The 14,692-nt window shown below is 29.9% G+C and carries 11 protein-coding genes; 1 reads left to right on the forward strand and 10 read right to left on the reverse strand.

What is annotated here, in order from left to right; translation table 11 throughout:
* Nucleotides 1-44: 44 nt before the first annotated feature.
* The 7 genes from ACOQN8_RS12050 to ACOQN8_RS12080 form a co-directional block, all read right to left on the reverse strand.
* Nucleotides 45-353, reverse strand: a complete 309-nt coding sequence (locus ACOQN8_RS12050) for a DUF6122 family protein (RefSeq protein WP_150901218.1) — start codon at nucleotides 351-353, stop codon at nucleotides 45-47.
* On the reverse strand, nucleotides 353-907 hold the full coding sequence (locus ACOQN8_RS12055; protein ID WP_420552867.1) for a PAS domain-containing protein: 555 nt from the start codon (nucleotides 905-907) through the stop codon (nucleotides 353-355). The genes ACOQN8_RS12050 and ACOQN8_RS12055 overlap by 1 nt, the downstream gene beginning before the upstream one ends.
* Nucleotides 908-924: 17 nt before the next feature.
* The gene (locus ACOQN8_RS12060) at nucleotides 925-2,409 is read right to left on the reverse strand and encodes a S10 family peptidase (protein ID WP_420552868.1); all 1,485 of its coding nucleotides are present in this window, start codon (nucleotides 2,407-2,409) and stop codon (nucleotides 925-927) included.
* A gap of 29 nt (nucleotides 2,410-2,438) precedes the next feature.
* On the reverse strand, nucleotides 2,439-3,200 hold the full coding sequence (locus ACOQN8_RS12065) for a TIGR02757 family protein (RefSeq protein ID WP_420552869.1): 762 nt from the start codon (nucleotides 3,198-3,200) through the stop codon (nucleotides 2,439-2,441).
* Nucleotides 3,201-3,203: 3 nt separating this feature from the next.
* A complete protein-coding gene (locus ACOQN8_RS12070) occupies nucleotides 3,204-3,755 on the reverse strand; it encodes a CPBP family intramembrane glutamic endopeptidase (RefSeq protein ID WP_420552870.1) in 552 nt (183 codons plus the stop codon).
* A gap of 46 nt (nucleotides 3,756-3,801) precedes the next feature.
* On the reverse strand, nucleotides 3,802-4,464 hold the full coding sequence (locus ACOQN8_RS12075; RefSeq protein ID WP_420552871.1) for an ABC transporter ATP-binding protein: 663 nt from the start codon (nucleotides 4,462-4,464) through the stop codon (nucleotides 3,802-3,804).
* 90 nt (nucleotides 4,465-4,554) lie between these two features.
* Nucleotides 4,555-7,047 (reverse strand): DUF5916 domain-containing protein, encoded by a 2,493-nt coding sequence (locus ACOQN8_RS12080; protein ID WP_420552872.1) that lies wholly within the window; start codon nucleotides 7,045-7,047, stop codon nucleotides 4,555-4,557.
* A gap of 242 nt (nucleotides 7,048-7,289) precedes the next feature.
* Between ACOQN8_RS12080 and sucC the strand changes: the two genes are divergently transcribed.
* Nucleotides 7,290-8,486 (forward strand): ADP-forming succinate--CoA ligase subunit beta, encoded by a 1,197-nt coding sequence (gene sucC, locus ACOQN8_RS12085; protein WP_150901211.1) that lies wholly within the window; start codon nucleotides 7,290-7,292, stop codon nucleotides 8,484-8,486.
* Between the two features lie 86 nt (nucleotides 8,487-8,572).
* Here the strand turns inward: sucC and ACOQN8_RS12090 are convergent, their stop codons facing one another.
* The 3 genes from ACOQN8_RS12090 to ACOQN8_RS12100 all read right to left on the reverse strand — a co-directional run bounded on the left by ACOQN8_RS12090 (nucleotide 8,573) and on the right by ACOQN8_RS12100 (nucleotide 14,639).
* The gene (locus tag ACOQN8_RS12090; protein WP_420552873.1) at nucleotides 8,573-9,847 is read right to left on the reverse strand and encodes an outer membrane beta-barrel protein; all 1,275 of its coding nucleotides are present in this window, start codon (nucleotides 9,845-9,847) and stop codon (nucleotides 8,573-8,575) included.
* Between the two features lie 77 nt (nucleotides 9,848-9,924).
* Nucleotides 9,925-11,913: an excinuclease ABC subunit UvrB gene (gene uvrB / locus ACOQN8_RS12095; RefSeq protein WP_420552874.1), complete on the reverse strand. Its 1,989-nt coding sequence runs from the start codon at nucleotides 11,911-11,913 to the stop codon at nucleotides 9,925-9,927.
* Nucleotides 11,914-11,939: 26 nt separating this feature from the next.
* Nucleotides 11,940-14,639 carry a T9SS type B sorting domain-containing protein gene (locus ACOQN8_RS12100; protein WP_420552875.1) on the reverse strand — a complete coding sequence of 900 codons (2,700 nt, stop codon included), beginning with the start codon at nucleotides 14,637-14,639 and terminating at the stop codon, nucleotides 11,940-11,942.
* Between the last annotated feature and the right edge of the window lie 53 nt (nucleotides 14,640-14,692).

The raw sequence follows: 14,692 nt of genomic DNA on the forward strand, positions 1-14,692 counted from the left end.
ATAGATGAAAGGACTAAATTTTTGGTTAATTTGTTTTTAACTAACTACATAAATAAACAGTCAATATAGTCTGTTAACATGTGTAATAATAAACCAATCCCGATAATATTAAAAGGTTTTTTAAAAAAGAGAAGAAGCACATATATAATCATTGCATAATAGGTGTGCAAAGGGTGAAAATTAATGCTACATCTATTTGGTGCAAAAATAGGTGTAGCTAATAAATGATCTAAATCTACAAGCATGGTTGCTAATAGAATTAAACTTACTTTTTTCCATTCTTTTTTAAAGAATACATAAGCTAGAATAAAAGGGAAACCGAAATGTAAAAAGTAATGAATAAATGTTTGCATTAAACAACTTCTTTTTCTAGTGCTAAAAAATGTGTGGTTTCGTTTTGAGCATATAAAGGGAAAATTTTTAACTCACATTTATATGTTGATCTATCTTTTTTATAATTAATTATAACCTCTTTAAATGGTTTGTTTTTTAATAGTTTTTTACGAATTTTCTCTCTAGAAGTATCAGTAGTTTTTTCTCCTTGTAAAAATACAGGTGACTTTCCTATAGCAAACTCATTATCATAACCAGTCATCTTTTTAAAGCCACTATTTACCCAAATAATTTGTTTATTACTGTTGGTAATAACCAAAGATTCATAAGAGTTTTCTTTTAAAATAGAGTTAAAATTGTTTCCCCAATCAAAATTGTTGGCTAGTTTATGTATGTGTTTAAGATCGTCAGCAAGTGTGTTAACAGTAAATAAATCTTGAATACCCCAGCTTAGCAAATTGATACTTTGTGTTTTGTTTTGGTTAATTAAAGAGCTAGTTTCTTTGTATTTATCATCATCTAAAGAAGATAAATAGGTATCTAAGCACATCATATCATTTAAATCATTCTTCATAAAACTATAACTATCTTTTAATATTTTGCTGGACCAATATTTTCTGAACTCTTTTTTATAAAGTCACGTAAATCGTCATTTGCTTTTTCTAAGTCTTCTTTTCTAAGGTACATCATATGACCGCTTCTATATCCTTTAAAACTTAAACGATTTTTAAATTTACCACTTGGGTCTATTTTCCCCATTGTATATTTAGCAGCAGAATAAGTGGTAGCACCATCATAATAACCTGATTGTACTAATACGTTTAAATATGGATTTTGAGCCATTGATTTACGTAAGTTTTCTCTAGCATTATTGTTACTGAAATCCCAAGGATGCACAGAACCAAACATATTATATTTTACATCTGTCTTAAACTTTAAAACATTTTGAATGTAGTAGTTAATTGCTGGAGTAAATGAATGTAACCAAGAAACTAATTCTGGACTATAATCTGGAGAACTACCAGTTTCTCTTCTGTCAATACCTAAATATCTGCTATCTAAACGACCTATAGTTTTTCCAGAGGTATCTCTTAGTAATTCTTTCCAGAAATAACTATTTGGAACTTCCAAGTTATGTCTAAGTATTACCTCTTTTTTAATTCCAGAATAATACGCCATTTTTTCAGCCACAGCTTCTTTTTCTTCTTTAGATACATAACCACCTTTTGCTAAAGCTGGAAGTAATTTATTAATTGCAAAACTTTCAGATTCTGGTAAAATATCTAATAAATCTTGCTGTTGTAATTTTTGCGGTAACATTTTGTGATACCATGCAGCTGCAGTAAAATAAGGGAAGTTAATAGCGTAATCCTCAGAGTTTTTGTTTCTTAATAGTTGATAATCTGCTGGAGAAACCATAATTACTCCGTTTAAATACATCCATTGGCTATTTTGTAATTCATAAGCTAACTGCATTACACGTGTACCACCATAACTTTCACCAATAATATATTTAGGAGAGTTCCATCTGTTATTCCTTGTTATAAAAGTATTTAACCAACCTGCTAAATATTTAGCATCTGCATTTACACCAAAAAAGTATTTTTTATCTAACTTCTTTTTCTCCTTTACTATAGGTCTAGAATAAGCTGTGTTTACTGGATTTACAAAAACAATATCAGCTACATCTAATATTGAATAGGGATTGTCTTTGATACCATAAGGTTGTATAGGGTTTCCTTCATCATCAATTTTTAAAATTTTAGGTCCAGTATAAGCAATATGCATCCAAACAGAGGCAGAACCAGGTCCACCATTAAAAGACATGATTAGTGGTCTTTTTTCACTATTATTTACATCGGTTCTTTTATAATAAGTATAAAAAAGAGTTGCTTTTATAACTCCATTTTTATCATATACTGGTTGCGTACCTGTTTGAGCCTTATACTGAATTCTTTTACCTTTAATAACAACTGAATTGGTTGTAGTTACAGTAGAGTCAATAGGTACTCTATTGTCTTGTGCAATTGCAATAATTGAAAATGATAAAGCGAATAAAAAGATAAATTTTTTCATAGTATAGTTAGTTATGAGAGTTAAAAGTATTAAAACTTCTCAAAAACACCTAATCCAAACAATGCAAAGTCATATTTAACTGGATCATTTTTGTCAAATTTTCGTAAGGTTGTATCCAATTCAACCAAAGCTTTCCAGTCGTTTTGTTTTCTTTTTAAAATACCAAGTTTACGAGCAACGTTACCAGAATGTACATCTAAAGGGCAATGTAAGTGAGCTGGGGAATGTGTTTTCCATATACCAAAATCTACTCCAGTTTTGTTGTCACGAACCATCCAACGTAAGAACATGTTAATTCTTTTAGAAGCTGAATTTTTTAAAGGATCAGAAACATGTTTGAGTGTTCTATCTAAATACGGAATTTCAAAAAATATTTGCTTGAAATTATGAATGGCTAGTTTATAATTATCATTTTCTTTAGTTGATAAAACAGCTTCTAATCCATTGTGATTTTGATAGATGTTTTTTAAAGATTTGATGAAAAATTTAAAGTCTTCAGCATTAAAAGTACGGTGAACAAAGCCATCAAAATTTTCCAGATGTTCTTCGGTGTGATTCATGACAAAATCGTAAGGAGAATTCCCTAGTAATTCAGTCATTCTTGAAGCATTTTTAATAATCATTTTACGATTTCCCCAAGCTATCGTTGCTACTAAAAAACCAATGATTTCTATGTCTTCTTTTAAGCTAAATCGATGCGGAATTTGAATTGGATCACTTTCAATAAAGTCTAGATTATTATATTTTAAAACTTTTTCGTCTAAGAATTCTTTAAGTTCTACTTTTTTCATTTTTTATATTGAATCTCCCGCAAAACTAATAAAAACAAAAAAAGCATTGTAAGTAGCATGTAAAAGAATACTCCAAATTAATCCAAAACGAACTCTAATAAAACCTAAATAGCCTCCTAAAATTATTTGAGGAGCTACCAAGATAGGAGCGAGGATAAGTACATTGTTTGTTATAGGAAAATTGCTTAAGTGAATTAAACCAAAAGCAACTGCAAACACATAAAAAGCTATTTTAAATATTTTTCCTCCTCGAAATAAGGTTATAGGAGCTCTAAAAATGGATTCCTCTAACAAAGGTGCAGCAACTACAGCAAAGAGGAAAATTTGAACTTTAGACAAACTTTTCATTAGTTGTTCCATAGCATGATTATTCATATCTACCCAACCTAAATGTTCTATTAATACAAAAAGAGGAGATAAAGCTGCTCCAGTTAATATACTTATAATAAGTATGTGTAAGAATTTCTTTAATCGATATGTGCTATTCTGATTAAGATCTTTTTCTAATACAGGATTTTTTAAAAAAGCAATTAGTTCGTTAAATGTTTCTATCATGTTAGTTGATTTGCTAATAAGTAGCTTAAAACATGAATTTGTTACACTAACTAATTATAATTCCGTCTTTCATGGTTAAAGTTCGATCAGCCATTTGTGCTAGTTCTTTATTGTGGGTAACTAATACAAACGTTTGCCCAAATTTATCTCTAAGTTCAAAGAAAAGTTCGTGTAATTTTTTAGCTGAATTCGAATCTAAATTACCAGAAGGTTCATCTGCAAAAATAACAGAAGGTTCATTTATTAAAGCTCTAGCTACAGCAACTCTTTGTTGTTCTCCACCTGATAGTTGACTAGGTTTGTGATTTTCTCTATGTGATAATCCTAAAAACTCTAATAGTTCTTTGGCTCTTTTTTCAGTAGCTAATTTTGATTTACCTCCAATATATGCTGGTATGCACACATTTTCTAAGGCAGTAAATTCAGGAAGTAATTGATGTGATTGAAAAACAAAACCAATATTTTTATTTCTAAAAGAAGATATTTCGTTATCATTTAAATCTTTAATAGATACATTATCAACTAAAAGGTCATAATCTTGTTCTTTTAGAGGTTTATCTAAAGTACCTAAGATTTGAAGCAAGGTTGTTTTTCCAGCTCCAGAAGGACCAACAATAGCAACAATTTCTCCTTTTTTTATATGAAGGTTTACACCTTTTAAAATTTCAACATTACCATAATGTTTATGGATGTTTTTAGTAATAATCATAATCCTGAATTCAATGTAACGAAAGTATAAAAAAGAAATAAGATAAACTTTAAAGCTTACCTTATTTCAACTTATATATAATAAACCCTATTATAATATATTTTTAAGATTGTTATAATCGATAAAATAAACCAATCGAACAGAGAATGTATGTCTGTTAGCCTCATCAAATAAACTATCTAAATTGTTAAAGAAGGTTTGATTGGCATTATCATTGAAATTTGAAATAGAATTTCTGTAAAAAGCTATTAGTTGACTACCTGGAGCAAATTGCCATACATAATTAAGGTCTAAATTCCAGCTGTTAAAATTAACATCATGGTTATCAGAATAAGGATTGGCTTCTAACAAACCATTATTAGTATTTAGTTTATAGAATTGATCTTGATATGGAACTTTACTCCAATTATGACGGAATGTTAATGATAAGGATGATTTGGTGCTAAAGCTATATTTTCCAGAAAGAGAATTATTGTAAGAAGATTGATCTCTTTGCCCAAAAATAATATCATCATTATCTAAAGTAGTTACATAACCTTGATCGCTATTGGATTTGTTAAATCTAAAACCATAGATTAGTGAGAACTGGTTGTTAAAACGGTATCTTGGTGAAACTCTAAAGCCATATCCTTCTCTTGGGTTATTTCTAAAGAAAGTATAGTACCAGCTATAGTCAATAGCAAACTTTTTTCGATAATCTGTAGAGCCCCAATGGTTAACATTCAATCTTTGAGGTCTGTTAAAAAAGATACCACTTTGTGTTCCTTGTCTTGGTTCGAAAAAGTCTTTTGATTCGGTACTGAAATTTAAATTCCCCCCAAAACCAAAACGACTTCTTGTTTGAGACCAAAAAGATAAGCCTCCATTAGTGCCAGTATACGTTCCTGGGTTATGCAAAAAGTTAACATTATAATAGAAATTTACTCCATAATTATTAAAAATTCCTTTAGGTTTTAATAATCGATATCCTAAAAAACCATAGATTCTTTGTCTATTATTACTGAATAAAATACCTAAATCATTAGGGTTGTAATCTTTGTTTTCGAAATTATAACCGATTTCACCTCTCCAGTTTCCAGACTGTTTTCCAATACTAGTATCAAATGAATATCCAGTATTAGGGTTATCTACATCATCAGTGATGTTTGTCATTTTAAATGAACCGTCTATATTGTAGTTACTACCTTTATCTTCAACATGCCATAATAATCCAGTAGCATTAGCATCCCTAAATCTTCCATCACGAGTAACATTAGTATTAATTAATGTTACTGAAGAATTTTGATTAAACTGTTGATCGAATACAATAATATTATAGTTTGTTAATGGGCTTGTAACCGTTTTGTAGCTACTAACATTTTTTAAGGTTTCTGTTCCATTAATTATTTGTTCTGTTTTAGTGATGGTAGCTTCAGTTTTGTCTGTTATCGCATTAAAAAAACCAATTCCTAAACCTTTTTTAGTTCTTCCAGATATTTTTATAGCATTTAACATTTTTACATCTGGGTAATCAGTAATTTCTTCATTAACCTTTCTACCATTTGTAAAATCTTCGTCATCAATTAAATTCCTTTCACCAGAAAACTGATCTATTGGATTTCCCCCAATTCTTCTAGAATAAAATAATCGTCCCTTTGTAAATAATTCTGTTCCTTCAGTAAAAAATTGACGTTGTTCGCTAAACTGTTGTTCAAAAGGACCTAGGTTTAATGTTACATTATCAAAAGCAGTTTGACCAAAATCTGGAATTAAAGTAGCATCTAAGGTGAAGTTTTCTGTAATTCCATATTTTACATCCATACCCACACTCCAATCAAAATCTGTATCACCATCAAATGAAGTTACCGTAGTAGAAGCATAAGGATAAAAACTTAATCGAGTAGGGGGCGTTATATCTTTAAAATTTTCAACCAAACCATCATATTGTGTCCAGTTTCCTTGAGTATTGTCTATATGATTCCAAGTATAACGAGCATTTAGATTTTTTACATCTCTATGAAAATTAAAACCCCAAGATTGTATAGGTCTGTTAGCAAAACGTAATGCTCTGTATGGTATTTTCATTTCTACAGACCAATTGTCCTCATTCATTTTTATGGCACTATCCCAAACAGCATTCCAATTAAAGTCTTCATTATTGGTAGAAACTTTTGAATCGGCTTGTACTCCAGATGCTGTAACCACAAACATATTAGGATTTTGTCCATCGTCATTTGGATTAATTAGCATCATAAAAAAATCTGAGTTCCCAATTCGATCTCTATTGTTAAACTCAGCAGGTATTTTAGAAGGATCTGGAGCATACATTACAGCACTAACGTAAATAGCTTCATCGTCATACACCAATTTAACTTCAGTTTTGTGTGTATTTGGTTCAGCTTCTCCATTATTAGGTCGCATCATTACAAAATCTTTAGCAATAGGAGTATTTTTCCATGCATTATCATCTAAAATACCATCTATTTTGGGAGGAGAATCAACACGTGTGGCGTTAATTTTTTTTCTGTTTTTGTTGACTTCTTGAGCATATATCCCATTAGAAATAAAAAGAATAGCGCTTATTAATGTCGCGATTTTATACATAGTTGATTGATAGAGTAATAAGGATTAGCTAAATTATTTATGATTTCATGAACCAAATCATAAAATCATGTTAATTAGAGTAAAGACATGTTAAAAAAGTTAACGTTACATTTTAAACGTTAAAGATATGTGAAAGTATAATTCTAAGAATATCACACGAAATACTTCAAATTAAAGGGTAAAATGTAACGTAATATCATTTGAATTTGTATTTTTGTTCGACTTTTAAAAATTCATATCTAATGAACTTACACGAATATCAAGGTAAAGAAATATTAAGCAGTTTTGGCGTTCGTATTCAACGCGGGATTGTTGCAAATACACCAGAAGAAGCTGTTGAAGCAGCAAAAAAATTAACTGAAGAAACTGGAACTGGTTGGCACGTAATTAAAGCACAAGTACACGCAGGTGGTCGTGGAAAAGGTGGTGGAGTTAAGTTAGCTAAAAACTTAGATGAGGTAAAAAGTATTTCTAATGATATTTTAGGAATGATGTTAATTACTCCTCAAACTTCAGCGGAAGGTAAATTAGTAAACCAAGTTTTAATTGCTGAGGATGTTTATTATCCTGGTGATAGCGAACCGAATGAATTTTATATGTCGGTTTTATTAAATCGTGCTACTGGTAGAAATATGATTATGTATTCTACAGAGGGTGGTATGGATATTGAAACTGTAGCAGAAGAAACTCCTCATTTAATTTTTACTGAAGAGATTGATCCTGCAACTGGATTAATGCCTTTCCAAGCTCGTAAGATTGCTTTTAACTTAGGCTTAAGCGGTGCGGCTTTAAAAGAAATGGTGAAGTTTGTTACAGCTTTATATACAGCATATATTAAGTCTGATTCAGCAATGTTTGAAATTAACCCGGTGTTAAAAACATCTGATGATAAGATTATGGCTGTTGATGCTAAAGTAACTTTAGATGAAAACGCTTTATATCGTCATAAAGATTATGCAGCAATGCGTGATATTCGTGAGGAAAACCCAATTGAAGTTGAAGCTAAAGCTGCAGGTTTAAATTATGTAGATTTAGATGGAAACGTTGGATGTATGGTTAACGGAGCTGGTTTAGCAATGGGAACCATGGATTTAATTAAGCAAGCAGGTGGTGATCCAGCTAACTTTTTAGATGTTGGAGGTACTGCAGATGCTCAACGTGTTGAAACTGCTTTTGGAATTATTTTAAAAGATCCAAACGTAAAAGCTATCTTAGTAAATATCTTCGGTGGGATCGTTCGTTGTGATCGTGTTGCTCAAGGTGTTGTAGATGCTTACAAGAATATGGGAGACAAAATTAATGTGCCTATTATTTGCCGTTTACAAGGAACAAATGCAAAAGAAGCAAAAGAATTAATTGATAATAGCGGAATGGAAATTATCTCAGCTACTGAGTTCCAAGAAGCAGCTGATAAAGTTCAAGAAGTTTTAGGAGCTTAATCAATCGAATAAATTAATTCTAGTTAAATAAGAAAAACCTGAACGAAAGTTCAGGTTTTTTTGTACAATTATATTATTCTTTTTAACTAAAGGAAATTATAACTAATTATAAAAGAAAAGGTATCATAATTAGATTTTGAATAATAAATTGTATTGTTATTCATATGATTTAATAATTCTAAATTTCTAGGTGTATTGTATCTAAATTCTACTTTATACTTTTCGTTCATCGTATATCCAAAGCCTAAGAAAAGATTAGGTTTAAGAGTAAAAGAAACATCGGAAATATTTACATCATTAGAGAAATTGAATTTTTCTGTTACTAAAGAGCTAAAAGGAACATCTACATTTATACCAAGATCAAAAAACAATTTATGCTTTTTTTGATTGTTTAAAAATAGATAGTGTCTAACTCCAATAGGTAATTCTATAGATTTATAATCTACGCTAGTAGTTCTATTAAATGATGGATGTGAAGGAAATGTATCTGTTATTTCTGATTTATATGATTGATATGAAGGATCTATAAATAAACTCCATTTATTGTTGTTAAAAGGCATTACGTATTCTAATTCAAATCCTGGTGCATATATAGGTTTTGAATCAAAACTAATATCTTGACTTATGTTTTGGAAATTTCTAGAAACATAAAGTTGAAGTTTAGAATAATTTAATCCTAGCCTTGCATATAAATTGAATTTAGATTTTCCTTTGTTATTGACAACATAGTTAATGTTTTTTATCTCAGGAGATAGGGAGTTAGGGTCACATAAATTATAAGTTATGAAATACTTAACTAAAGATTTTTCTTTGTATTCAAGGTTTTTATTATTTGCTTTTTTACAAGGAAGTTCTTCTCTTAGTTGTTTTAAATAATTTAAATTTTTCCCTATACGATTTTTAGAATCTTTATATAGTTTATATTCTAATTGTTTTATTTGGTTATCCTTTTCATAAAAAAAACGGGTAAAATCATTATTTTGAAATACTAATAAGTTTACTTTTCCCTCCACAAGTGTTTTTAAAAACAATGTTTTTTTAACGAATTCAGATTGTCTGGTGGTGCTCAATCTTTCAACTGAAGAAACTGATTGATCAATATTTACATTAAATCGAGTGTACTTTAAAATATTAGGTATTCCAAATTCTTTGATGTTTTTAATAGTTCCTTCTTTATACTCAGAGTTTAAAGTGTTTTTATACTTAAATTCATAAGGAGTGTTAATCCAGTCTTCATTTTTAATATAACATTCCTTTTTTATGTTATCATTTGTGATGATATACCCTTTTTGGTATTTTGTTTGGGCAATAGCATTTAGTCCTGTTAAAAACAGGACAACCATCATGAACTTGATTTTCATAAAGTTTTATGTGTTAATTAGCAATTAATTTATAAGACTGCAAAACTAACAAAAAAGTAAACTCTTTGAAAAGTATTTTATAAGTTTTCTTTTAAAACAGCAATTTCATCACGTAATTGAGCGGCTACCATGAAATCTAATGCTTTGGCAGCTTCTTCCATTTGTTTACGTTTTGCACGGATACGTTTTTCTATTTCTTCTTTAGGCAAAAACTCTAAATCCTGTTCAGCTGCTTTTTGAGCAACATTATCATAATGATAGGAGGTTACTGTATCTTTAGATAAAGTATCGTCAATTTTCTTATTAATTTGAGTTGGAGTAATCCCGTTAGCTGTATTGTAGTTAATTTGTTTCTCTCTTCTTCGATTCGTTTCGTCAATAGTACGTTGCATACTATTAGTAATTTTATCAGCATACATTATAGCCACTCCATTTACATTACGAGCTGCTCTACCAATAGTTTGTGTAAGTGACCTATGTGAACGTAAAAAGCCTTCTTTATCTGCGTCTAATATGGCAACTAAGGAAACCTCTGGTAAATCTAATCCTTCACGTAGTAAATTTACTCCAATAAGTACATCAAATAAACCTTTACGTAAGTCTTGCATTATTTGAACACGCTCTAAAGTATCTACATCTGAATGAATATATCGACAACGTACTTGTATTCTAGTTAAATATTTTGCTAATTCTTCCGCCATTCGTTTGGTTAAAGTTGTAACCAATGTTCTTTCATCTTTTTCTACACGAATTTGAATTTCTTCAATTAAATCATCAATTTGATTCAAACTAGGGCGGATTTCAATTACTGGGTCTAACAATCCTGTAGGTCTAATTACTTGTTCTACAAAAACACCTTCTGTTTTCTCTAATTCATAATCTGCTGGAGTTGCTGATACATAAATTACTTGGTTTTGAAGTAATTCGAATTCATCAAATTTTAATGGACGATTGTCCATAGCGGCTGGTAATCTAAAACCATACTCCACTAAATTTTCTTTTCTACTTCTATCCCCGCCGTACATGGCATGTGTTTGCGGAATAGTAACATGACTTTCATCTATTACCATTAAATAGTCATCTGGGAAATAATCTAGTAAACAGAAAGGGCGAGTTCCTGGATCTCTTCCGTCTAAATAGCGAGAGTAATTTTCTATTCCAGAGCAATAACCTAATTCGCGAATCATTTCTAAGTCAAACTCTGTTCTCTCTTGTAATCTTTTTGCCTCTAAGTGTTTGCCTATTTCTTTAAAATAATCCACCTGCTTTACCATATCTTCTTGAATTTTATGTATGGCATTTTGTAATATATCTGGCGATGTAACAAATAGATTGGCAGGATATATTGTTAGTTCATCTAGTTTATCAACTATTTGATTTGTTTCTATATCAAAAGTTTCAATTTCTTCAATTTCATCTCCAAAAAAATGAACTCGATAACCACTATCTCCATAAGATGGGTAAATAGTTACTACATCTCCTTTTACTTTAAATGTACCGCTTTTGATTTCTACTTCTGTACGAGCATATAAACTGGTTACCAAAAGGTGTAAAAACTTTGTTCTTGATATTTGTTGATCAACCTTAATTGGAATTACATTTTTCTTAAACTCATTTGGGTTTCCAATACCATATAAACAAGATACTGAAGCTACTACTAATACATCTCTACGACCTGACAATAAGGAAGAGGAGGTACTGATTCGTAGACGTTCTATTTCATCATTAATAGATAAATCTTTTTCAATATAAGTTCCTGTAACTGGAATATATGCTTCAGGCTGATAGTAATCATAGTATGAAACAAAATACTCAACAGCATTGTTAGGGAAAAACTGTTTGAACTCTGAATATAATTGAGCGGCTAAAGTTTTGTTATGAGCCAAAACTAAAGTAGGTCTATTGACCTCTGCAATTACATTTGCAACAGAGAAAGTTTTACCAGATCCAGTAACACCTAACAGAGTTTGGTATTTTTCATCTGATACAATTCCGTTTACTAGTTGTTTTATGGCAGAAGGTTGGTCTCCCGTAGGCTTAAATTCAGAGTGCAATTGAAAGTTCATAGAGCAAAAATACGAATAGTTTTACGCTATTTTCTCATAAGGCTTATGTTTCCTGTTTTTTCAATAACTTTATCCTTGTGGTCAATAAGTTTTGCTTTATACCAATAGCCATCAGAAGGTAATATTTTTCCATTAAATGTACCTTCCCATCCTAATTGAGCATTATTGTTGTTCATTCTATATAGTACCTTTCCAAACCTATTAAATATTGTTATATCTATAGTTTTAAAGAAATTACTAGTAGCTCCATAAACAAGCCAAACATCATTTTTTCCATCACTATTTGGTGTTAAAAATTTAGGAAATCCTATGATAGATATTTCACGTTGAATTGAAGGCTCACAACTATTAAAATCTCTTATATATATTGTTTTAATTCCTGGGGTTACATTATTAAATGTATAATTAATACTATTCCCAAGATAGTTTATCCCATCAAGAGAATATTCATAAGTACTCGTTCCTTCGATTTCTATACTAACAAAGTTGTTAAGATTGTTTTCAGTATTAATTTCTAAGTTTTTTATAATTGGTTTTTTAGGATTGACAACTGTAAAATCTTTTGAGTTTGAACATTCAATACCATTTTCAGTTTTATATACAGTTAATGTAAATTGACCTACTCTGTCTAATGTATAAGTTTGATTTGTTGAAAGAATATTATTATTAGCATCTTTCCATTCAAATTTATCATTAGTAGTATCAGCTGTTAACGTTATTGGAGGGTGTTTTTTAGGATCTACACATAATGTATATTCATCTTGTAGATTGATTTGAGGAGTAGAATTAACTATTAAATCTATTGATTTTATACCTCCACAACCAATCGCATTATCTATTCTTAGCCATGCTGTAGTAGAGCTAGATGTAATAATATCATCAAATTTATTAGTTGTAGTTTGAGCGTCTATCAGAGTAGGGTATAAGTCTAAATTTAATGAACTAGATAAACCTAATTGATTTCTGATATCTTCTTTTTTAGTTTTGATATCAAATTGTCCCTCATTATTATTTACAATACCATCAGAATCTTCACAAACAATCATTGGGGCTATTGCTGGAATATTAACAAAAGAAGATTCAATAGTGAAATTTTCAATGGTATAGCAATCGTTTTTATTTACAGCTCTAACATATATGATTTGCGGGTTCATTTTATTTTGATAACTCTCAGGAGTTAGAATTTTATTAGTATCCTGTTCAGCATCAGTTTGTGTTTCATAAAAGTAAAAAGTTAAATCGCTATTAGGTTGTGAAATTTTATCTGTAATTGTATTTAAATTGAAGTAGTCAATTCCATCGTTGTTTACATCACATTGAACTAATTTTTGATTAGGAATTAGTATTGGATTTGGATGAATTACAATATCTTTTGCTGTTGTTATCTGTCTATTATTAACAGTGATGGTAACTTTTACATTAAAAGTACCAGCACTTGAAAAAGCATAACTAGGAGAAATATCATTCGATGTATTTCCATCACCAAAATCCCAAGATGCAGCTGTAATTGGGGCATAGGTATCAACTTCAAAATCTATAGGTTGATTTACACAGCCTTTTTCGTTTAAAATTCGTGTTCTAAAATAAGACTGTATAAAATTTGGGAAATATTGTTTAACCCTATCAGTCATTAATACTTGATTTTTTATAAAATTACTTTCATTACCTAATTTGTTAGGTTTTGTAATCACATCTAAATTATTACCATTACTAATACCGTCAGTTTGTGTTTTATAAATTTTTCCATCTATAGCAAGTTGAAGACTGCTTTTTCCTTTAAAACCTTCTCTATGAATAGTTACAATTTTTTCTTCCGGGTTTGAATTCAATAAGTCATATTGGTTTATTAATGTTTCATTTGAATCTAAATCTACAGTAATTGTATATAGGAAATTTGAATCATTAGAAAAAGCTAAACTATTTACATAAACATTGTTGAAGAAAATTTTTGTTGTAAGTAAAGGTAACCAATTGGATAAAGCTCCAGTTGAAGCATCAAAATCAAATGTTGCAAGTTGTCCTCCTATATTACTAACAATTATTCTTTTTCCATCAGGTGAAAACTTCATAGTACCTTCAATACCTCCTGTGTAAAGCTTGGTAGAGGACACAATAGGAGTAGAATCAACTCCAGTTTCTGTTACTTTATAAGTTAAAAATGAAAACTCAGTATCAGTGTCTTTTTCTTTACTTGTTATTGCTACCCAAATGGATTTTCCGTCACTATGATGTACTGCAGTTAATTTAGCAGAAGGTTGATCATGAATTTTTATGTTTTTTTCTACAATACCACCTTGACCACCGTTTAATGAAATATCTATTTTTGAATAATACAGCCCAGGTAAAATAGGAGGCTCAGGAACACCTGGAGGAAAAGCACTTACAACAGATTTGGCTGTAAATATGTAATAAACGTTAGTATTACCAGGATCTGGTACAATGATAGATGATTGTGGTACTAATATTTCCCCATAAAAAGCTATTCCATCTTTTACAATTAAATGATTTTTATTCCAAAGTGTAAAACCATTTGTATACAACACTAAATTTCCTTGATGGTCTGAAATACATGAAACACTGTTTTCAGAGTTCATACCACTAGTGAATAGAGTATTGGGAGTAAAAGAATTAAAATTTACAATACTATTTTTTCCAAAAACCCAATTATTTGTCTCATTTTGGGAGAAACAGATTAGAGGAAAAAGAATAAAAAGTAATTTCTTCATAGCTAAATAGTTCATTTTTATAACTGTAAATATAAAAAACATATAATTATTAA

It is taken from the genome of Tenacibaculum aiptasiae (assembly GCF_965221665.1).
Lineage (GTDB): Bacteria > Bacteroidota > Bacteroidia > Flavobacteriales > Flavobacteriaceae > Polaribacter > Polaribacter aiptasiae.

What these genes read in the sequence shown, in the direction of transcription:
- ACOQN8_RS12050 (WP_150901218.1), bottom strand. Translation starts at nt 353, where the DNA reads ATGCAAACATTTATTCATTACTTTTTACATTTCGGTTTCCCTTTTATT.
- ACOQN8_RS12055 (WP_420552867.1), bottom strand. Translation starts at nt 907, where the DNA reads ATGAAGAATGATTTAAATGATATGATGTGCTTAGATACCTATTTATCT.
- ACOQN8_RS12060 (WP_420552868.1), bottom strand. Translation starts at nt 2,409, where the DNA reads ATGAAAAAATTTATCTTTTTATTCGCTTTATCATTTTCAATTATTGCA.
- ACOQN8_RS12065 (WP_420552869.1), bottom strand. Translation starts at nt 3,200, where the DNA reads ATGAAAAAAGTAGAACTTAAAGAATTCTTAGACGAAAAAGTTTTAAAA.
- ACOQN8_RS12070 (WP_420552870.1), bottom strand. Translation starts at nt 3,755, where the DNA reads ATGATAGAAACATTTAACGAACTAATTGCTTTTTTAAAAAATCCTGTA.
- ACOQN8_RS12075 (WP_420552871.1), bottom strand. Translation starts at nt 4,464, where the DNA reads ATGATTATTACTAAAAACATCCATAAACATTATGGTAATGTTGAAATT.
- ACOQN8_RS12080 (WP_420552872.1), bottom strand. Translation starts at nt 7,047, where the DNA reads ATGTATAAAATCGCGACATTAATAAGCGCTATTCTTTTTATTTCTAAT.
- sucC (WP_150901211.1), top strand. Translation starts at nt 7,290, where the DNA reads ATGAACTTACACGAATATCAAGGTAAAGAAATATTAAGCAGTTTTGGC.
- ACOQN8_RS12090 (WP_420552873.1), bottom strand. Translation starts at nt 9,847, where the DNA reads ATGAAAATCAAGTTCATGATGGTTGTCCTGTTTTTAACAGGACTAAAT.
- uvrB (WP_420552874.1), bottom strand. Translation starts at nt 11,913, where the DNA reads ATGAACTTTCAATTGCACTCTGAATTTAAGCCTACGGGAGACCAACCT.
- ACOQN8_RS12100 (WP_420552875.1), bottom strand. Translation starts at nt 14,639, where the DNA reads ATGAAGAAATTACTTTTTATTCTTTTTCCTCTAATCTGTTTCTCCCAA.